The organism is Leifsonia sp. GW821-FHT13C09 (genome assembly GCF_058806435.1).
Window position 1 is genome coordinate 482,721 of record NZ_JBXAPS010000001.1, and the last position, 18,438, is coordinate 501,158.

The following is an 18,438-nucleotide window of genomic DNA, read 5'->3' on the forward strand; positions in this document are numbered from 1 at the left end:
GGCGACCCGACAGGAGGAATCATGACCGAGCCCACCCCGCAGCATCGCGCCGTCCTCGCTCCGGGCGGGGTCCCTCTCGCCCCCGGTGAGCGCCCCGAGCCGGGTCCCGTCGCCGTGCTCCCCACCGCCGAGCCGTCCTTCGTCGCCGCCGTGGAGGCCGCGGGCGGCACCGTCGAGCCGCTCTCCGACCGCACCCGCGGCGTGGTCTGGCTGTCCAACAAGGACGCGGCGGCCTTCCCGCCGATCCTGGAGGCGCACCCCGGCATCGGCTGGGTGCAGCTCCCGTTCGCGGGCGTCGACGCGTTCTCCGGCATCATCGCGTCCGAGGACCGCCCCGGCCTGATCTGGACGAGCGCGAAGGGCGCGTACGCGCAGCCGGTCGCCGAGCACGCGCTGGCGCTGACGCTCGCGCTGCTGCGCGTGCTCCCGAAGCGGGTCAGGGCGACCTCGTGGTCGACCGTCGAGGAGGGCCGCTCGCTCTACAACCGCAATGTCGTGATCGTCGGCGCCGGCGGGATCGCTCTGGAGCTGATGGTGCTGCTCGCGCCGTTCGGCGTCCGCGTGACGATCGTTCGCCGTTCCCCGGAGTCCGTCCCCGGCGCGGAGCGCACCGTCGGCTCCGACCGGCTGCTGGAGGTCCTCCCGGACGCGGACGTGGTGGTCATCGCCGCGGCGCTCACCGGCGGGACCCGCCACCTGTTCGGCGACGCGGAGTTCGCCGCGATGAAGAACACCGCCTACCTGGTCAACATCGCGCGCGGCGGACTGGTCGACACCGACGCCCTGCTGCGCGCCCTCCGCGGCGGTGAGATCGCCGGAGCGGGCATCGACGTGACCGATCCGGAGCCGTTGCCGGACGGCCACCCGCTGTGGTCGGAGGACGCCTGCCTGATCACGCCGCACCAGGCCGACACCTCCGAGATGGTGGCTCCGCTGCTCGCCGAGCGGGTCCGCGCGAACGTCCGCGCGTTCCTCGGCGACGGCGAGTTCGTGGGCCGTGTGGACCCGGTTGCGGGGTACTGACACCCGACGCGCGCGGGATGCGGCTCCGATTTCACTCGATGCTCGAAGTCTTGCTAGAGTAGCTTCGCTGATCAAGCATTCCTCGATAGCTCAATTGGCAGAGCAGCCGGCTGTTAACCGGCAGGTTCTTGGTTCGAGTCCAAGTCGGGGAGCGGAAAGACACAGGCGAAGGCCCGGAGGTGAAAGCCTCCGGGCCTTCGTCGTTGTGCTGTCGTTCACCTGGTGCACTCACATGCTCCGAATGGAATACACCCCAACGCGCTCCCGAATGGCTACTATGCGGCCATGAAACACCGCAAGCGCGAGCGCGACCCCGAGGAGCCGGACGACTCGGTCGCGGAGTACGAGAACGACGACGCCGAACGGCGGGCGTCGCTGGAGCGCGAGGCCGGCCTGACCAGCTTCGGCGGGCCAGCCTTCGGGCCGCTGTTCGGGAAGAGCGAGGGCGACGACGGGGAGATCTTCGACGCCGAGCACAATCCGTGATCGTTCGCTGCGTACTCCCGGGGGAGTAGCCGGAAGACTCCCCTCGGGGCAGGGCACGGCCGTCGTGCGCTCGTTAGCATGAAGAGATGCCCTGGAACCCGTCCGCCGACTCCCGCACCAGCGGGCACGGCTGGGGTGAGGGCCGGGCCTGGGGCGACGGCCGGCCCGGGCCGGACGGCCGCTGGCCGGGGCGGCGACCGCGCGGGACGATCTGGTTCCCGGTGGTCCTGTCGGTCCTGCTGCAGTTCCCGGGAGTTCTCATCGCCGCGCACACGGCGGCGAGCGACCCGCTGACCCTCGCCGCGGTCCTCGTCGCGTTCGCGGCGTCGTTCCTGCTGCTGCTCGCGCGGAGGTATCCCGGGCCGGTGCTGGTGGCGATCGCCGTGCTCTGCACCCCGGCCATCGCCCTCACGATGGGGCCGCCGCTGGCGGCCGTGCCGCTCGCGTTCGCCGTCGTCGGCGCGGTCGTGCGATCGGCTCGGGTGTGGGCCTGGTGGACGGTGGCGGGCGTCGCCGTCGTCGGTCCGCTCGGCGCCTACCTGCTGGTGGGGAGGCCGGAGGCCGTGATCCGGCCCCTCGCCATCGCGCTGGTGCTCACGCTGCTGGTCGGCGTCGGCGAGGCCATCCGCGGCCGGCGGGAGCGGTACCGGGAGGTGTCCAGGCAGATCGCCGCGCGCCGGGAGTCCGCCGCGGAGGCCGAACGGCTGCGCATCGCGCGCGAGCTGCACGACGTGCTGGCGCATTCGCTGTCCCAGATCAGCGTGCAGGCCGGGGTGGGCCTCCACCTGTTCGACAGCCGCCCCGACAAGGCGCGGGAGAGCCTGGAGGCGATCAAGTCGGTGAGCAGCCAGGCGCTGGAGGAGGTGCGCGGCGTGCTCGGCTTCCTGCGCGCCGAAGGCTATCCGGCCGCGCGCGCGCCGGAGCCGGACCTGGCGCGGATCCCTGTCCTGGCCGAGACCTACCGGCGCGCCGGGCTCGACGTGCGCTACGACGACGCGCTCACGACGGCGCCGTCCGCCGCCTCCCAGCTGGCGCTCTACCGGATCGTGCAGGAGTCGCTGACCAACATCGGCCGGCACGCGCAGGCGCGGACGGTCGACATCCGGCTCGCGGAGGACGGCGACGAGTACGTGCTCACCATCGCGGACGACGGCAGGGGACTTCCGGAGGGGGAGACCGACGGCAAGGGCATGATCGGGATGCGGGAGCGCGCGGAACTGCTCGGCGGCCGGTTCCAGACGCGCCGGACGGAGGGCGGCGGCCTGACGATCGAGGCGCGGATCCCGCTGCGGAAGGCGGAGGACGCATGATCCGGGTCCTGCTGGCGGACGACCAGCATCTCGTCCGCGCGGGCTTCCGCGCGCTGCTGGAGGCCGAAGCCGACCTGGAGGTGGTCGGCGAGGCGGCGACCGGCCGGGAGGCGGTCGACCTCGCCCGGAACACGCATCCCGATGTCGTGCTCATGGACATCCGGATGCCCGACGGGGACGGCCTGTGGGCGACCGGGGAGCTCACGGCCGACCCGGCGCTCGCGGGCACCCGCATCGTGATGGTGACCACGTTCGAGCTGGACGACTACGTCGCCCAGGCGATCCTGGCGGGTGCGAGCGGCTTCCTGGTCAAGGACACCGAGCCGGTCGAGCTGCTGCGCGCCGTGCGGGTGGTGGCGGCGGGGGACGCGCTGCTCTCGCCCGGTGCGACGCGGCGGCTGATCGAGCGCGTGGCCGGCGGCCTGCGGCCTGCGCCGGACGCGGAGGCGCTGCGCGACCTGACCGAGCGCGAGCGGGAGGTGCTGGCGCTGGTCGGGCACGGGCTCACCAACACCGAGATCGGGGAGCGGCTCTTCCTCAGCCCGCTGACCGCGAAGACGCACGTCTCGCGGATCATGACCAAGCTCGCGGCGCGCGACCGGGTGCACCTGGTCGTGGTCGCCTACGAGACGGGGCTCGTGCAGCCCGGGCTGCGCTGAGGGCACTGCCCTGTGCTCCTGGGGGAGTCCTGCGACCCTGCTCCCGGGGGAGTAGCGGAACTGTCTCCCGGTGGCGGATTCGCCGGCCGGCCCGCGCGGCGAGGCTGATGGTGGTTCCGCGAAAGCCGCGGACAGCTCACCGATTGGATGCACCATGTTCAGTTCGCTCGCAGCCGCCGCACCCTGCGCCGTCGTCGCTTGGGGTGGCGGCCCCTGGTTCGGCTGGTGGTGGTTCCTGATCCCGCTGTTCTGGATCGGGATCTTCTTCCTCATCTTCGGCGTCTTCGGTCGTCGCTGGCGCCGCGCCGCGGCCGCGCGCGGGGGCTATGGCTGGGGCCCGAACGGCCCGCACGGAGGCACCCGTGCCGCCGAGCAGACGCTCGCCGAGCGCTACGCCAACGGGGACATCGACGAGAAGGAGTACCGCGCCCGCTTGGAGGTGCTGCGCGCCAACCGCGGCGACGGCGCCTGACACCCGCGGTCCTCGCGTCGCGCGGCCCGGATATGATCGTCCGGGCCGCGCCCGCAGGAGGCGCCCGTTCCACCCCCCCCGGACCTTCGACCGGCGGCGCAACCGGCCGAACCACCCGGCCCGGAAGGACCAGCATGACCCCGCTCGCCACCACCCTCGCGGCCGCGTTCCTCGCGGCCGCCCTCGTGTTCGCGGTGCTCTGGCTCCTCGAGCGGAGCCGCCGGCACCGCGCCCAGAACGCACGCGAGGAGCGCGAGTGGGACCGCATCGACCGCGAGCTGGAGCTCGCCGAGCAAGCCGCACGGTTCCGCATCATCGGCGAGCTCGGCGACGTCGCGATCGGGGCGGTCTCCCGGCTCGTCTCCCAGGCGGAGGGGATGCGGTACGCGGCCGGCGCGGAGCCGGAGGCGGCCTCCCGGTCCGCCGCCGCGATCGAGACCTCCGCCCGCGACGCGCTGGCCGACCTCCGCCGCCTGCAGAACGCCGTCGCGGACGGAAGCCGCGAGGTCCTGCCGGCGCCCGGACTCCATTCCGCCCGCGACCTGTTCCGGGTGATGCGCGAGGCGGGCTTGGAGGTGACGTTCACCGAGACGGGCGACGGTTACGAGCTGCGCCAGGGCGCAGAGCTCGTGGTGTTCCGCATCCTGCAGACCGCTCTCGGCAACGCCCTCGACCACGGCGGCCCGGGGACCACCGCCGCCGTGGCGATGACCTGGACGCCCGACGGCCTCCACGTCACGGTCGACGACGACGGCATCCGCGCCGCCGCACGCCGCCGCGGGCTCGACCGCGCGGGTGTGGACGAGGCGACCGCGTACAGCGCGGATGACGACCTGCGTGCGGTGACGGCGTTCGTGGAGGGCGCCGACCTCAACGAACTGCGCGAGCGCACGGCGCTGTTCGGCGGCGTGCTGGAGGCGAAGCCGGTGCCGGGGGTCGGGTTCTCCGTGTCGGTCGCGTTCCCCGCGCTGCGGCACCACAACGGCGTGCACGGCGTGCCGCTGCGCTGAACCGGCCGCTCAGTCCGGCCGCTCAGTCCTCCAGGTGGTCGCGTCCCGGCAGCCAGCTCAGCCCTGGCACGCCCCACGAGTTCTTGCGCTGGGCCTTCAGCGCGGCCTTCCCGTACGGGTGGGCGAGCCGGTCGACGTAGAGCACGCCGTCCAGGTGGTCGTACTCGTGCTGGAAGATGCGCGCGAGCCACCCGTCGGCGCGGACCGTGAAGGGCTCGCCCTCCAGGTCCGTGGCCTCCAGGATGACGCTCTCGGCACGCCGCAGCGGGAACCGCTCGCCCGGGAAGGACAGGCAGCCCTCCGACTCGGTGTCCTCGTCCGGCTCGCCCACTGCGAGCGGACTGAGCCACAGCACCGGGTTGATCGCGACGCCGCGGTGCAGCACGTCGTCGTCGTCGGTCCAGCCGTAGACGAACAGCCGCAACGGCACTCCGACCTGCGGGCCGGCGAGGCCGACGCCGGGTGCCTGGTCCATCGTCTCGAACATGTCGGCGACGAGCGTGCGGAGGTCGTCGTCGACCTCCGTCACCTCCGCCGCGCGAGTGTGCAGGACGGGGTCTCCGGTGATCCGGATGGGAAGGACGGCCATTCGGCAAGACTATCGGGATCATGTTGGGTAGGGTCGTGGCGTGGCTACGGAACTGATGGACGCGCTCGCGCTGGCGTATCAGCCCAGCCAGCTCCTGGGCATCCCGGTCGCGCTGGTCGGTGCGGTGTTCCTGTCGATCGGCGCCCAGCTGCAGCACCACGGCGTGGCCAAGGTGGAGGCGCAGACCCAGGACGCGAAGGCCGGGCTCAGCGTCCGGCAGCTCGGACTGCTGCTCGCGCGGCCCTCCTGGGTGATCGGCACGCTGCTGCTCGGACTCGCGATCGTGTTCCAGCTCGTCAGCCTGAAGCTCTCGCCGCTCATCCTCGTGCAGCCGCTCGGCGTGGTCGGGCTCGTGATCACCAGCGTCCTCAACGCTCGGGTGAGCGGCGTGAAGCTCAACCGGCAGTCCGTCGTCGCCATCACGCTGTGCGTCGCCGGCGTCGGCGCGTTCGTCATCATCGCGGCGATCTTCGCGCGCGACGAACCGGTGACCACCAGGGCGCTCGTCGTCATCCTGATCATTCTCGCGGTCGTGCTCATCGTGTTCGCGGTGCTGTTCTGGTTCCTGCGGCACCGGTTCAAGGCGATCATCTACATCGTCGGCGCCGGTGTCCTCTACGGTTTCGTCGCCACGCTCGCCAAGGTGGTCATCGGCCGCATCTCCAGCCAGGAGTGGGACTGGCTGCTGGTGCTGTGCATCGTCGCACTGCTCGCGGCGGCCGGGCTCGGGGCGTACTTCGTGCAGAACGCTTACTCGTCCGGGCCTCCGGACCTGGTCATCGCCGGCCTGACCGTCATCGACCCGCTCGTCGCGGTGACCATCGGCATCGTCGTCCTCGACGAGGCGGCGGGGGCGCCGTGGTGGGCGATGGTCGGGTTCGCGATCACCGGCGCGGTGGCGATCTACGGCGTGTTCCAGCTCGCCAAGCACCACCCGCAGACCAACGGCGAAGCGCCACTCACCGAGCGGCTTGCGGACCCCGTACGGGAATCCGGCCTAGACTAGGGCGATGAATCGCCGGGCCGACCCGTCCGGCGCTCTCAGACCGTCGCCGGGCGAACCGACCCGGCCGAAGACCGTGAGGGACTCACCACGTGCCTGATACGAGCGGAACGAACGACATCCCGCCCGCCCCGGCCGCGCACAGGCCGATGACCATTCTCATGGGCTGCGACACCTTCCCGCCGGACGTCAACGGCGCCGCCCGGTTCGCTGAGCGCCTGGCCGCGGGCCTGGTCGAGCGCGGCCACGACCTGCACATCGTGGCGCCGTCCGCGAGCCGTCGGCACGGCACCTGGATCGAGGAGCACGAGGGCCAGACGATGACGGCCCACCGCCTGCGCAGCTGGCGCTGGTACCCGCACGACTGGCTCCGGTTCGCGCTGCCGTGGATGAGCAAGGCCAACGCCCGCCGCGTGCTCGACGAGGTCAAGCCGGACGTCGTCCACATCCAGTCGCACATCGTCGTGGGCCGCGGCCTGGCGTATGAGGCGGAGAAGCGCGGCATCCGCGTGATCGCCACCAACCACGTGATGCCCGAGAACATGATCGAGTTCACGCTGCTGCCGAAGTTCCTGCAGAAGACGTTCATCTCGATCGCCTGGCGGGACGCGCGCAAGAGCTTCGACCGCGCCGAGGCCGTCACGACGCCGACCCGCAAGGCCGCCCAGTTCCTGGAGCGCGCGACGGGTCTGCGCGGCGTGCACGCCATCTCCTGCGGCATCGACGCGCACAACTACACGCCCGACTTCACGCCGCGCACCGGCAACCGCATCCTCTTCGTCGGCCGCGTGACCGGCGAGAAGCAGATCGACGTGCTGCTCAACGCGATCAAGCTGCTGCCGGAGTCGCTGGACGCCCAGCTGGATATCGTCGGCGGCGGCGACCAGTTCCGGAACCTGCAGTCCCTCGCCGAGAGCCTGGGCATCGCGAACCGGGTGAAGTTCCTCGGTTACGTGACCGACGAGGAGCTGCGCCAGGCGTACACCCGCGCGACCGTGTTCGCGATGCCGTCGATCGCCGAGCTGCAGTCCATCGCGACGATGGAGGCGATGGCCTCGGCACTCCCGGTGGTCGCCGCCGACGCGATGGCACTGCCGCACCTGGTGCACGACGGCGAGAACGGCCACCTGTTCCGCCCCGGCGACGCGCAGGACCTCGCGGACAAGCTGGAGAGCGTCCTCACCCTGCCGCAGGATGAGCTCGACGTCCTCAAGAACGCGTCGCTGCGCATCGTGGCGACGCACGACATCCAGACCACGATCAGCACCTTCGAGAGCCTGTATCGTGGAGAGCCGGTGGCCGACCCGGTGACGGCAGCGGCCCCCAGCGTGCCCACCCCGGAGTAGACCCGGGACGCACGGGGCGGTAGCTCAGCTGGTTAGAGCATCGGACTCATAATCCGCCGGTCACGGGTTCAAGTCCCGTCCGCCCTACCGAACGCCCGCCCAATAGGAGGCTGGGCTGCGACACGCCTCCGATCTCCTGCGGAATGGCCTTCCACAGGAGATTCGGGCCAAAGCTCCTGCTGGCGCGGTAGCCCCGCACGAGCGCTCAGCACCTCCGGTCCGCTCGCGCAAGGCCCTACCGGTCCTGCGTGCCGCGCGTACCATACCCGGGCATGAACACCATCGGATGGATCGTGCTGATCGTCGTCATCGTGGTCGTCGTCGTGGGGATCGTCATCGTCGTCTCCACCGTGGGACGGCGGCGCAAGCTGGAGGCCGACCGGCAGCGGGCGACCGAGCTGCGGGAGCAGGCCTCCCGCGACGAGTTGGCTGCGCGCGACCGGGAGGCGAAGTCCGCCCGGGCCGCCGCCGACGCCAAGCAGGCCGAGGTCGAAGCCGAGCGGCTGCGTCGGGAGGCCGACGAGCGCGAACGCGCCGCCGCTGCCGCCCGGGAGGAGCAGCAGGCCAAGCTGAGCCGGGCCGACGAGGTCGACCCGGACGTGAAGGTCGACCGGCACGGCAACCGCGTGGTCGAAGACGGTTCGGTGGACGACGCTCGCCGCGGGGACGTCCCGCCGCCGCGTTCGGCCAGCGAATCCACCACGGCCGCGCCGGCGCCCGCGCATGACGCGCCGCGCATCGACGGCATCACCGGCCAGGAGCGCCGCCCGGAGGACCGGCCCTAACCGCAGGACTTCGCGCCGTCCGGCCGGTCGCTCTGCGCCAATTGAAGAGCGGCCGGCCGCCGAGCGTCAGTCGCTGAGCGACGGCAGCCGCGTCTCCCGCAGCCACGCGTCGAAGAACTCGTCCAGCGGCTCGTCGGAGTACTGCGCCGCGAACGCCTCGAAGTCCGACGTCGTGGCCGTCCCGAAGCGCCGCTCCTCCGACCAGCCGCGCAGCAGCTCGAAGAACGTCTCGTCGCCCAGCCTCCGTCGCAGCGCGTGCAGCAGGCACGCGCCGCGCTTGTAGACCCGGTCGTCGAACATGCTGTCGACACCGGGGTCAGCCAGGACCAGGTCCTTGGGCTTGAGCCGCAGGCCGGCGTGGTGCGTGCGCGCGAGAGTGTTCGCGGAGGCGCCTCCCGAGTACTCCGACCAGATCCACTCGGCGTAGCACGCGAAGCCCTCGTTCAGCCAGATGTCGGCCCAGCCGGCGACGCCGACACTGTTGCCGAACCACTGGTGCGCGAGCTCATGGGCGATCAGGCGCTCGGACCCGCCGCGCCCGTCGACGTGCGACGAGCCGAAGGTCGCCATGCCCTGCGACTCGAGCGGGATCTCCAGAGTGTCCTCGGTGACCACGACCGTGTAGGACGGGAAGGGATACGGGCCGAAGCGCTCCTGGAAGCACTCGATCATCCTCCCGACCGGCGCGAAGTCCGCCAGCACGCGGCGGGCGAGCGCGGGCGGATAGGCGATCACCCATTCGACTCCATCGGTGCGGCGGGGCTCCAGCACGTACCGGCCGATCTGCACCGCGGCCAGATAGGTCGCCGTCGGGTCGGGACAGTCGAACGTCCAGGTGCCGCGGCCTCCGCTGACGGTGTGGTCGACGAGCTCGCCGGTCGCGAGCACCGTGTAGGCCTGCTCGGTCGTGACCGTGATCCGGTACGCTGCCTTGTCGGAAGGCCGGTCGTTGCATGGGAACCAGGTCGGCGCGCCCGAGGGCTGCGAGGCGACGATCACGCCGTCGCTCAGCTCCTCCCAGCCGAGGGTGCCCCAGCGCGTCCGGCGCGGAACGGGGCAGCCGTCGTACGCAACCTCGACCGTGAACTCGGCGCCCGCCGGGATCGGCGTGGCCGGCTTCACGCGCACATGCGTCGGAGACTGCGTGAACCGGGTGCGCTTGTCGCCGTCGAGCTTGACCCGCTTGGCGCGCAGGTGCACCAGGTCGAGCGAGATCGCCGGGAGGGTCACGTTGGCACGGCCGCGGATCACGGCCGTCCCGTCGAGCCGGTTCGTGGCGACCTTGTACGACAGGTCCAGGTCGTAGGAGAGCACGGCGAAGTCGTCGGTGCCGGAGCGCGGGAGGTAGGCGTGGGACGCGGCGGGGACGGCGTCGCCGGCCGGGTCTGCGGGGGAGGGAGCCGTGGTCATCGCACCGCACGGTACTCGCGTACCACCACGTCCCGCCACGGGCCGATCGGGTTCCCGCTCCACCGGCTGCGGTCGGGCACCGTCTCGCCGCGCATCACCAAGGAGGCCGGCCCGACCGTCGCGTTGGCGCCGATCGCGGCCGCGGGCAGGATGACGCTGTGCGGCCCGAGGGTACCGCCGCGCTCGATGATCACACGGTCCATGCTCATGATTCGATCATGGAACAGGTGCGTCTGCACGACGCAGCCCCGGTTGACCGTGGACGCGTCGCCCAGCTCCACCAGGTCGGCCTCCGGGAGCCAGTAGCTGTCGATCCAGACGCCGCGTCCGATGCGAGCGCCGAGGCTGCGCAGCCACCAGACCAGAGCCGGCGTGCCGGCGGCGGCCCAGGCGAACCAGGGTGCCGCTACCATCTCGGTGAAGGTGTCCGACACTTCGCTGCGCCAGATGAACGACGACCAGAGCGGGTGCTCACCCGGCTTCAGCCTCCCGAGCAGCGCCCATTTCGCCGCGGTGCTGACGGCGGCGGAGACCGCGCCGGCGACCAACAGCACCGGACCGCTCAGCACGATCGCCCAGCCGGTGCCCAGGCTCTCGGAGAGCGCCGCGAGGACCAGCAGCACGGCGAGCCCGATCGCGCAGGTCACGAAGACCGGGACGATGCGCAGCAGCTCCCAGGCGGCGCGGGCGACCCGAAGCGCAGCCGGCGGCTCGAAGGTGCGGGAGAGGTCGGCGTCCTGTGCGCGCCGCCGGAGCTTCACCGGCGGCGACCCCAGCCACGACGACCCCGCCTTCGCCTTGCGCGGGGCGACCGAGAGTACGGCGACCAGCCCGTCGCGCGGAACGCGGTTGCCGCCGCCGGCCATGCCGGAGTTGCCGAGGAACGCACGGGCGCCGATCTCCGCCTCCGCGACGCGCACGTAGCCGCCGCCGAGCTCGTAGGAGGCGACCAGCGTGTCGTCGGCCAGGAACGCGCCGTCGCGGATCCTGGTCATGGCGGGCAGCAGCAGGACGGTCGACGCCTCCACGTCGCGCCCGACGCGCGCGCCGAGCATCCGCAGCCACACCGGCGTGAACAGGCTCGCGTAGAGCGGGAAGAGCAGCGTCCTGGCCATGTCGAGCAGGCGCTCGGTGGACCACACCTGCCAGCCGACCCGGCTGCGGACGGGAAAGACGCCCTCCGGCAGCCCCAGCCCGAGCAGGCGTACGAGGACGACGACCACGCCGGCGAGCACGACGCCCGCAGCCAGGGTGGCCGGGACGAGAGCGGCGGCAGCGCCGGGGATCGCTCCGGCGATCGTGGTCGCGCCGCGCGTGAACGCGGCCACGATGAGACCGCCGACGCCGAGGGCGACGACCGGGACCAGCGACACGACGAGGGAGGAGGCCGCGTAGGCGACCACCCATCGCGTGCGACGCCGCGGCCGCTCGGCCGGCCACCACTCCCGCGCCTTGCCGACGCGGACGGCGGGGGAGCCCGCCCAGTTCTGCCCGGCGGGCACGCGGCCGAACACGGCGGAGCCCGGGGCCACGGTCGCGTCGCGGCCGATCTTCGCGCCCGGCATCAGTGAGCTGCGGGCGCCGACCGAGCTGCCGGCGCCGATGCGGATCTCGCCGATGCGCACCAGGTCGCCATCGATCCAGTAGCCGGCGAGGTCGACCTCCGGCTCGATGGAGGCTCCCGCTCCGATCCGCAGCATCCCGGTCACCGGGGGCAGCGTGTGGAGGTCGACGCCGCGGTCGATCGTCGCGCCGAGCGCCCGCGCGTAATAGCTGATCCACGGCGCTCCGGCGAGGCTGGCCGCGCCGATCTGGTGGGCGACCTGCTCGGCGAGCCAGAGGCGCAGGTGCACGCCGCCGCCACGCGGATAGTCGCCGGCCTTCACACCGAGCAGCAGCAGCCGGGCCGCGACCACGGCGATGGCCATCCGGCCCCATGGCGTCACGAACACGATCAGGCCGACGATCAGCCAGACCACGTTCACCTCGGGCAGGAACCCGAAGCCGCCGAACGCCCGCAGGAGGGCGGCAGCGGTCAGCAGGTAGAGCAGCCAGCGGATGCCGTTGAGGATGAACAGCGGGACGCCGAGCACCGTCTGGAGCACCTGCATGCGGCGCGGCGTCGGCGGGACCACGTGCGTCGAGGCGGCGGAGGCCGACGGCGAGCTCTCCGCGAGGGCGGAGGCGAGCGAGCCGAAGCGCGGGTGCGCGTAGATGTCGGCGACCGTGATGTCGGGGTGCCGCCTGCGCACGAGCGAGACGAGCTGCGCGGCTGCGAGCGAGCCGCCGCCGAGGTCGAAGAAGTTGTCGTCCAACCCGCTCACCGGCGGGCCGAGGACGCTGCGCCAGTCTGCGGCGAGCAGCTCGGAGACCGGGTCGAGGTCCGGCGCGTCCTCGTCGACCTCCTCCAGCGGCCAGGGGAGGGCTGCGCGGTCCACTTTCCCGGACGTGCGGACCGGGAGGTCGTCCACCACCGCCAGCAGCGGCACCAGGGCCGCGGGCAGTTCGGCGCGCAACTCCTCAAGCGCCGCCCGGCGGTCGAACGACGCACGCTCCGGGACGGCGAGGTAGCCGACCAGCACATCGTTGCCCGCGGCGCTCTTCCGCACCGCGGCGGCGGCTCCGGACACGCCGGGGAGTTGCTGGAGGGCGGCCTCCACCTCGCCGAGCTCGATGCGCCGGCCGCCCACCTTGACCTGGTCGTCGGCGCGGCCGAGGTAGAACAGTCCGGCCGGGTCGAAGCGCACCAGGTCGCCGCTGCGGTAGGCGCGCTGCCAGCCGAGCGAGGGGAGTGGGCCGTACTTCTCGGCGTCCTTCGCGGGGTCCAGGTAGCGGGCGAGGCCGACGCCGCCGATGATGAGCTCGCCGGTCTCGCCGTTCCCGACCGGGGCCCCGTCCGGGCCGACCACCGCGAGGTCCCAGCCGTCGAGGGGGAGGCCGATCCGCACCGGCTCGCCGGCCGTGAGCAGGCTCGCGCAGGCGACGACGGTCGCCTCGGTCGGGCCGTAGGTGTTCCAGACCTCTCGGCCCTCCACGGCCAGCCGGTTGACCAGCTCAGGCGGGCACGACTCGCCGCCGAAGATCAGCAGCCGCACGGTGTCGAGCGCGTCCGTCGGCCAGAGCGCGGCGAGCGTCGGCACGGTGGAGACGACGGTGATCCGCCGCGCCGCCAGCCACGGGCCCAGGTCCATGCCGGTGCGCACGAGCGACCGGGGGGCCGGCACCAGGCACGCTCCGTGCCCCCAGGCGAGCCACATCTCCTCGCAGGAGGCGTCGAACGCGACCGAGAGCCCGGCGAGCACGCGGTCGCCCGGGCCGATCGGGTCGTCCTGCAGGAACAGCCGGGACTCGGCGTCCACGAGCGCCGCGGCGGAGCGGTGCCGCACAGCCACGCCCTTCGGGGTGCCGGTCGAGCCGGAGGTGAAGATGATCCAGGCGTCGTCCTCAGGCGCCGGCGGGTCGACCACCGGGAGGCCCGACGTGCTCGGGTGCGGCTCCAGACCCTGCACCACGAGCGGCACGGCCGCGGCGGCCACGGCGTCCACTGCGACGGCGTCCCGTGCGACGGCCTCCGCGTCCCCGCCCTCGGCGGGAGTGGCGAGATACCCGTCGTCGGTGATGACTCCGCGCACCTCCGCCTCGCCGAAGACCAGGTCGGCGCGCTCCTGCGGGTCGTCGGCGTCCACCGGCACGTAGGCGGCCCCGGCCGCGAGCACGCCGAGGATCGCGAGATAGAGATCCCGGCTGCCTGAGGTCATCCGCACGCCGACGCGGTCGCCGCGGCGCACCCCGGCCTCGCGCAGCCGCGCCGCCGTGGCGAGGACGCGCGCGAGCAGTTCGCGGTAGCTGAGCGCTCCGCGGGCGTCCTCGATCGCCGAGGCCTGAGGGTTGGCGGCGGCGGACTCCCGCAGGATGTCGATCAGCGTCCGTGGGGCGGGAGCGCGATCCAGCGCCGAGAGGATCGCGGGCTCGGCGGCGGTGTCAGTCACGGCGGCAACCGTAGGAGCAGCCGGTTACCGGCCGGTGAACGTCAGCCCTCGCCGAGCGCATGCAGCAGCTGCGCCTTGTTCATCCGGGAGTAGCCCTGGATGCCCTGGGCCTTCGCCCTATCGCGCAGGTCGCGGAAGGTCGGGATGCCCATGCCCGGCGCGGCGGCCGCCGCACGAGCCCGCTCGCGGGCCGCCTCTGCCTTCTCCTCGGCGGCCTTCGCCGCTTCCTCCGCTGTCTTGCGGGCGCGCTGGGCGGCCTTCTTCGCGTCCCTCACGGCCTGCTCCAGCGCGGCGGCGAGGTCGTCGGCCTCTTTGCGGGTCTTCTTGTCGAGCTTCTTCACCAGCCGCTGCGCTTCGTCGACAGCGGCCCTCGCGGCGACCAGGGCCTTCTCGGCGTCCTTCTCCGCCTTCTTGTTCGCCACTTGCTCCTCCTTCGTCCCGTCCGGCACGTGCAGCCAACCATACGACCGGAGGGGTGCCCTGCGCGCTAGTCGGATCCGGCTTCGCCGAGGGTGCGCGACAGGGCGTCCAGAATGGGCCGCTGCCCTTTCGCGAGCTTCGTGTGCGCCACCGCGATCGGATGCCAGCCGGCGTCGTCGACCTCGGGGAAGGTGCGGAGCACGCCGGAGCGCGGCGGCCACTCCAGCTCGAACTCGTTGCTGGCCAACTCGATCGGACCGAAGTCGGCCTCCGCCGCGAACACCACGAAGGTCTTGCCTGAGGCCCGGAACTCGCCGAGCGGGACGTAGACGGCGTCGGGGGAGGGCGTCCCCATCTCCTCGGCGAACTCCCGCCGGGCCGCGGCGAGCTCGTCGACGTCGTCCTCCTCGACCAGACCCTTGGGCAGCGTCCACGCGCCCTCGTCCTTGCGCGCCCAGAACGGGCCGCCCATGTGTGCGATCCAGACCTCGCGCCCTGCCGTCCCTCGACGGTGCAGCAGGATCGCCGCGCTGCGCGCCGCCATCAGGCGGACCTCTGCTCGAGCAGGGCCTTCAGCTCCTCGACCTGGCTGGACAGCTCGCGGATCTGCCCGCGGGTGGCCGCGCGCATGTCGATCTCGGTCTGGGCGACGCGCTCGACGATCCACGAGGCCAGCGTCGCCGTCACGATGCCGAGGGTGGCGATGCCGCCGATCATCAGGCCGACGGCGACCAGCTTGCCCACCTCGGTGACCGGCACGTAGTCGCCGTAGCCGACGGTCGAGATGGTCTCGAACGCCCACCAGACCGCCTGGGGGAAAGTCTGGATGTGCGCGTTCGGCATCCCGCGCTCGGCGTCCAGCGCCGCCAGCGCGGCCGTGAAGATGAGCAGGCTGCCCGCGCCGGCGACGTACACGAGAACCCGCCCACGGAACGCCGCGCCGGCGCTGCGCTGCAGGATGGCGAGGATGGTCACCAGCCGCAGCAGTCGCAGCGGCCGCAGCATCGGCAGCACGACGATGGCCAGATCGAACAGGTGCGTGTAGAACCAGCGCCAGCGCTGCGGCGCGAGGATCAGGCAGACGAAGTAGTCGAGCAGGAAGACGGCCCAGGTGATCCAGATCACGGTCTCCGCGACGACGAGCTGCGGCCCGTGGAGGTCTCCGATGACCTCCCAGGCGTAGGCGACGAGGAACACCGCGGCGGCCGCGGTGAGGGGCCACTCGGTGAGGTGGCGCCAGCGTTGGAGTGTCATGTCCACACAGTAGGACCCTCTGCGAGAACCGTCACGCGGCGTCACCGGCTTCGGCGGTGGAGCTAACGTGGAGACGTGAACTCCGGCGACGCATGGGTGGAAGGTCCGAACGGCGAGCGGTTCTGGGGCCGCTTCGGCGCCGCGGGCCTGCTCGTCCACGACCTGCGGCGCGGAGTGCTGCTCCAGCACCGCGCCGATTGGAGCCACTTCGGCGGCACCTGGGGCCTCCCGGGAGGTGCCAGGCACGAGGGCGAGACCGCCGTGGAGGGCGCGCTGCGGGAGGCCGCGGAGGAGGCGGCTGTGCCCGCCGACGCCGTGCACGTGCTCTTCGAGAGCGTGCTCGACCTGGGTTTCTGGTCGTACACCACCGTCGTCGCCCAGGCGGTGCGCGCGTTCGAGCCGCACATGGCCGACATCGAGAGCATCGAGTTGCGCTGGGTCTCGGTGGCCGAGGTCGCGGCGCTTCCCCTGCATCCCGGGTTCGGCGCGGCGTGGCCCGAGCTGCGGTCGCGGCTGGCGGCGCTCGCGGGCTGAGCGGGCTCGAGCCCGGGCCTCAGGAAGCGATGCGCGGCCAGAGCAGCGCGGGCGCCACGTCGTCGCAGCCGTCCGGCAGTCCCTTGTACGGTCCGGCCCCGGGGTACGGCACCTGCCCGGGGTAGCCGGGCGCGCCCGGGTAGCCGGGGTTCCCGCGGTAGGGGTGCTCCTCGTCCACGAACAGCCGGTCGCCGTGCACGGTGCCGAGGTAGGAGCCGCCGGGGGTCACCGCGACGTCGTCCGACCAGGGGAACCAGCCGATCCAGTCGCCCTCGGAGTTGAACAGCCAGCGCGACTGCGGATCGGTCCGGTACGCGATCCACACTCCCTGGGAGTCGTGCAGGTACTCTGTCATCATCGCTCGCCTTTCGGGTCGGCATCGCTTAAAGTGACGTTTCCTCACTATAGCGACCCTTTCCGCTCTTCGCATGCTGTGTCGCCCGTCGCATGCAGAATTGTGGGGTGCAGCTCCTCCTCGACCGCGTCGCCCCCGGTCGCGTCGTGGTGCTCCGTCCGGGTGACCGCGCCGGGCGCACCGAGCTCGCGGAGGACGACCTGCCGGAGTTCGTCCGAAGCGAGGAGGCGGCGTCCCGTCCCCGCTGGGTCTGGGACGACACCCGCAGCTGGTACCCGCGGCTGCTGCAATCCGGCGTCCGCGTCGCACGGTGCGTGGACCTGCGGCTCAGCCATGCCATCCTGCGAGCCTCCACCCTCAGCGCGGGCTCCGCGCTGGCTGCGGCTCCGTTCGGCCCGTGGGACGCCGCCCGGGCGGTGGATGACGAGCCGGAGCCCGCGGCCGACGCCGCGACGCTCTTCGACCTCGACCGCCCTGCGGAGACCGTACGCCCGTCCATCGAGGCGGAGTACGCCGCGCAGCAGGAGGCCGTCGCCGGCAGCGCCGAGCCCGGCCGGCTCCGGCTGCTGCTCGCCGCCGAGTCCGCCGGCGCACTGATCGCCGCCGAGATGCAGCATGCCGGCCTGCCGTACAGCGTGGAGCGGCACGACGAGCTGCTGCGCGCCGTCCTCGGCCCGCGTCCGCCCTACGGCCGGCCGGAGGCGCTGGAGCGCCTGGCCGCGGAGATCCGTGCCGCCCTGGAGGCGCCGGACCTGAACCCGGACAGCCCGCCGGAGCTGCTCAAGGCACTCCAGCGAGCGGGCCTGATGGTGACCTCGACGCGCTCGTGGGAGCTGCGCGAGCTCGACCACCCCGCGATCCCGGCCGTCCTGGCGTACAAGAAGCTCGCCCGGCTGCACGCGGCCAACGGCTGGAGCTGGCTCGACGCCTGGGTGCGCGACGGACGGTTCCGGCCGGACTACATCCCCGGCGGCGTCGTCACCGGTCGCTGGGCCACCCGCGGCGGCGGCGCCCTCCAACTCCCCAAGGAGGTGCGCAGCGCGGTCGTCGCCGATCCGGGCTGGAAGCTCGTGGTCGCCGACGCCGCCCAGCTCGAGCCGCGCATCCTCACCGGCCTGGCCCGCGACACCGCGATGGCCGAGGCCGGCCGCGGCCGCGACCTGTACGCGGGCATCGTGGCGAGCGGTGCGGTGGAGGAGCGCGCTCAGGCCAAGGTCGCCATGCTCGGAGCCATGTACGGCGCGACGACGGGCGATAGCGGCCGGCTGATGCCGAGGCTGGCGCGCGCCTACCCCCGGGCCGTGCGGCACGTGGAGGAGGCGGCGCGCGCAGGGGAGCGCGGCGACATCGTGACCTCCCGGCTCGGCCGCAGCTCGCCGCGGCCCGGCGGGAGCTGGCAAGCCACCCAGTCGGCGGCCTCCGGAGCGGACTCCACGCCCGCCGAGGAGCGCCGTGCGCGCAGCCAGGCCCGCGACTGGGGACGCTTCACGCGCAACTTCGTCGTGCAGGCGAGCGCCGCCGAGTGGGCGCTGTGCTGGATGGCGGAACTGCGCAACCGGCTCGCACAGCTCACCCCGGAAGGCGGCGGACTCACCGATGGCCCGCACCTGGTCTACTTCCTGCACGACGAGGTCATCGTCCATACACCGGCCGAGTCGGCGGAAGCCGTCGCCGACGAGGTGCGGGCGTCGGCCGCGGCGGCCGGGCGGTTGCTCTTCGGCGCGTTCCCGGTCGACTTCCCGGTCACCGCCGCGGTGGTCGACAGCTATGGCGAGGCCAAGTGATCCGGAGCA

General features: G+C 72.6%; 18 protein-coding genes and 2 tRNA genes. 13 read left to right on the top strand and 7 right to left on the bottom strand.

The features are described from left to right. Positions 1-21 precede the first annotated feature (21 nt). From AC1ROW_RS02225 to AC1ROW_RS02255, 7 genes are all read left to right on the top strand, one after another. The gene (locus AC1ROW_RS02225; RefSeq protein WP_493017234.1) at positions 22-1,023 is read left to right on the top strand and encodes a D-isomer specific 2-hydroxyacid dehydrogenase family protein; all 1,002 of its coding nucleotides are present in this window, start codon (positions 22-24) and stop codon (positions 1,021-1,023) included. A gap of 79 nt (positions 1,024-1,102) precedes the next feature. Further along, positions 1,103-1,175 (top strand) — tRNA-Asn (locus tag AC1ROW_RS02230). Positions 1,176-1,308: 133 nt separating this feature from the next. Then, a complete protein-coding gene (locus AC1ROW_RS02235; protein WP_493017235.1) occupies positions 1,309-1,509 on the top strand; it encodes a hypothetical protein in 201 nt (66 codons plus the stop codon). Between the two features lie 86 nt (positions 1,510-1,595). Beyond that, positions 1,596-2,819 carry a sensor histidine kinase gene (locus AC1ROW_RS02240; protein WP_493017236.1) on the top strand — a complete coding sequence of 408 codons (1,224 nt, stop codon included), beginning with the start codon at positions 1,596-1,598 and terminating at the stop codon, positions 2,817-2,819. Further along, on the top strand, positions 2,816-3,478 hold the full coding sequence (locus tag AC1ROW_RS02245) for a response regulator (RefSeq protein ID WP_493017237.1): 663 nt from the start codon (positions 2,816-2,818) through the stop codon (positions 3,476-3,478). The genes AC1ROW_RS02240 and AC1ROW_RS02245 overlap by 4 nt, the downstream gene beginning before the upstream one ends. A gap of 154 nt (positions 3,479-3,632) precedes the next feature. After that, positions 3,633-3,950, top strand: coding sequence for an SHOCT domain-containing protein (locus tag AC1ROW_RS02250; protein ID WP_493017238.1), 318 nt, complete (start codon positions 3,633-3,635; stop codon positions 3,948-3,950). A 134-nt stretch (positions 3,951-4,084) separates the two neighbouring features. Next, positions 4,085-4,960 (top strand): sensor histidine kinase, encoded by an 876-nt coding sequence (locus AC1ROW_RS02255; RefSeq protein WP_493017239.1) that lies wholly within the window; start codon positions 4,085-4,087, stop codon positions 4,958-4,960. 22 nt (positions 4,961-4,982) lie between these two features. Here AC1ROW_RS02255 and def read toward each other — a convergent pair whose 3' ends face one another. Further along, the gene (gene def / locus AC1ROW_RS02260; RefSeq protein ID WP_493017240.1) at positions 4,983-5,549 is read right to left on the bottom strand and encodes a peptide deformylase; all 567 of its coding nucleotides are present in this window, start codon (positions 5,547-5,549) and stop codon (positions 4,983-4,985) included. A 40-nt stretch (positions 5,550-5,589) separates the two neighbouring features. On the opposite strand from def, the gene AC1ROW_RS02265 reads away from it, so the two are divergent. The 4 genes from AC1ROW_RS02265 to AC1ROW_RS02280 all read left to right on the top strand — a co-directional run bounded on the left by AC1ROW_RS02265 (position 5,590) and on the right by AC1ROW_RS02280 (position 8,683). Then, positions 5,590-6,555 carry a DMT family transporter gene (locus tag AC1ROW_RS02265; RefSeq protein ID WP_493017241.1) on the top strand — a complete coding sequence of 322 codons (966 nt, stop codon included), beginning with the start codon at positions 5,590-5,592 and terminating at the stop codon, positions 6,553-6,555. Positions 6,556-6,644: 89 nt separating this feature from the next. Further along, positions 6,645-7,898 carry a glycosyltransferase gene (locus AC1ROW_RS02270; protein WP_493017242.1) on the top strand — a complete coding sequence of 418 codons (1,254 nt, stop codon included), beginning with the start codon at positions 6,645-6,647 and terminating at the stop codon, positions 7,896-7,898. A 13-nt stretch (positions 7,899-7,911) separates the two neighbouring features. Continuing rightward, positions 7,912-7,985: transfer RNA gene (locus tag AC1ROW_RS02275), tRNA-Ile, on the top strand. 185 nt (positions 7,986-8,170) lie between these two features. Then, positions 8,171-8,683, top strand: coding sequence for a hypothetical protein (locus tag AC1ROW_RS02280; protein ID WP_493017243.1), 513 nt, complete (start codon positions 8,171-8,173; stop codon positions 8,681-8,683). A gap of 66 nt (positions 8,684-8,749) precedes the next feature. On the opposite strand, the gene AC1ROW_RS02285 is transcribed toward AC1ROW_RS02280, so the two are convergent. The 5 genes from AC1ROW_RS02285 to AC1ROW_RS02305 form a co-directional block, all read right to left on the bottom strand. Then, entirely contained in the window at positions 8,750-10,093 is a 1,344-nt protein-coding gene (locus AC1ROW_RS02285) for a M1 family metallopeptidase (RefSeq protein ID WP_493017244.1), read from the bottom strand. Continuing rightward, positions 10,090-14,082, bottom strand: a complete 3,993-nt coding sequence (locus AC1ROW_RS02290) for a Pls/PosA family non-ribosomal peptide synthetase (protein WP_493017245.1) — start codon at positions 14,080-14,082, stop codon at positions 10,090-10,092. The genes AC1ROW_RS02285 and AC1ROW_RS02290 overlap by 4 nt, the downstream gene beginning before the upstream one ends. Positions 14,083-14,123: 41 nt before the next feature. Next, complete coding sequence (locus AC1ROW_RS02295; RefSeq protein ID WP_493017246.1) at positions 14,124-14,504, bottom strand: hypothetical protein; 381 nt, start codon at positions 14,502-14,504, stop codon at positions 14,124-14,126. Positions 14,505-14,569: 65 nt separating this feature from the next. Further along, complete coding sequence (locus tag AC1ROW_RS02300) at positions 14,570-15,046, bottom strand: NUDIX hydrolase (protein WP_493017247.1); 477 nt, start codon at positions 15,044-15,046, stop codon at positions 14,570-14,572. Next, on the bottom strand, positions 15,046-15,756 hold the full coding sequence (locus AC1ROW_RS02305) for a potassium channel family protein (RefSeq protein ID WP_493017248.1): 711 nt from the start codon (positions 15,754-15,756) through the stop codon (positions 15,046-15,048). Before AC1ROW_RS02305 ends, AC1ROW_RS02300 begins: the two co-directional genes overlap by 1 nt. Before the next feature lie 75 nt (positions 15,757-15,831). On the opposite strand from AC1ROW_RS02305, the gene AC1ROW_RS02310 reads away from it, so the two are divergent. Beyond that, complete coding sequence (locus tag AC1ROW_RS02310) at positions 15,832-16,290, top strand: NUDIX domain-containing protein (protein ID WP_493017249.1); 459 nt, start codon at positions 15,832-15,834, stop codon at positions 16,288-16,290. 19 nt (positions 16,291-16,309) lie between these two features. Here the strand turns inward: AC1ROW_RS02310 and AC1ROW_RS02315 are convergent, their stop codons facing one another. Continuing rightward, positions 16,310-16,648 carry a hypothetical protein gene (locus AC1ROW_RS02315; protein ID WP_493017250.1) on the bottom strand — a complete coding sequence of 113 codons (339 nt, stop codon included), beginning with the start codon at positions 16,646-16,648 and terminating at the stop codon, positions 16,310-16,312. A gap of 104 nt (positions 16,649-16,752) precedes the next feature. Between AC1ROW_RS02315 and AC1ROW_RS02320 the strand changes: the two genes are divergently transcribed. Beyond that, a complete protein-coding gene (locus AC1ROW_RS02320; RefSeq protein ID WP_493017251.1) occupies positions 16,753-18,429 on the top strand; it encodes a bifunctional 3'-5' exonuclease/DNA polymerase in 1,677 nt (558 codons plus the stop codon). Positions 18,430-18,438: the final 9 nt, after the last annotated feature.

Excerpts from the sequence above, each read along its gene's own strand:
- AC1ROW_RS02315 (WP_493017250.1), bottom strand. The coding sequence starts at position 16,648 with ATGATGACAGAGTACCTGCACGACTCCCAGGGAGTGTGGATCGCGTAC.
- def (WP_493017240.1), bottom strand. The coding sequence starts at position 5,549 with ATGGCCGTCCTTCCCATCCGGATCACCGGAGACCCCGTCCTGCACACT.
- AC1ROW_RS02250 (WP_493017238.1), top strand. The coding sequence starts at position 3,633 with ATGTTCAGTTCGCTCGCAGCCGCCGCACCCTGCGCCGTCGTCGCTTGG.
- AC1ROW_RS02245 (WP_493017237.1), top strand. The coding sequence starts at position 2,816 with ATGATCCGGGTCCTGCTGGCGGACGACCAGCATCTCGTCCGCGCGGGC.
- AC1ROW_RS02305 (WP_493017248.1), bottom strand. The coding sequence starts at position 15,756 with ATGACACTCCAACGCTGGCGCCACCTCACCGAGTGGCCCCTCACCGCG.
- AC1ROW_RS02240 (WP_493017236.1), top strand. The coding sequence starts at position 1,596 with ATGCCCTGGAACCCGTCCGCCGACTCCCGCACCAGCGGGCACGGCTGG.
- AC1ROW_RS02280 (WP_493017243.1), top strand. The coding sequence starts at position 8,171 with ATGAACACCATCGGATGGATCGTGCTGATCGTCGTCATCGTGGTCGTC.
- AC1ROW_RS02235 (WP_493017235.1), top strand. The coding sequence starts at position 1,309 with ATGAAACACCGCAAGCGCGAGCGCGACCCCGAGGAGCCGGACGACTCG.
- AC1ROW_RS02225 (WP_493017234.1), top strand. The coding sequence starts at position 22 with ATGACCGAGCCCACCCCGCAGCATCGCGCCGTCCTCGCTCCGGGCGGG.
- AC1ROW_RS02255 (WP_493017239.1), top strand. The coding sequence starts at position 4,085 with ATGACCCCGCTCGCCACCACCCTCGCGGCCGCGTTCCTCGCGGCCGCC.
- AC1ROW_RS02285 (WP_493017244.1), bottom strand. The coding sequence starts at position 10,093 with ATGACCACGGCTCCCTCCCCCGCAGACCCGGCCGGCGACGCCGTCCCC.
- AC1ROW_RS02300 (WP_493017247.1), bottom strand. The coding sequence starts at position 15,046 with ATGGCGGCGCGCAGCGCGGCGATCCTGCTGCACCGTCGAGGGACGGCA.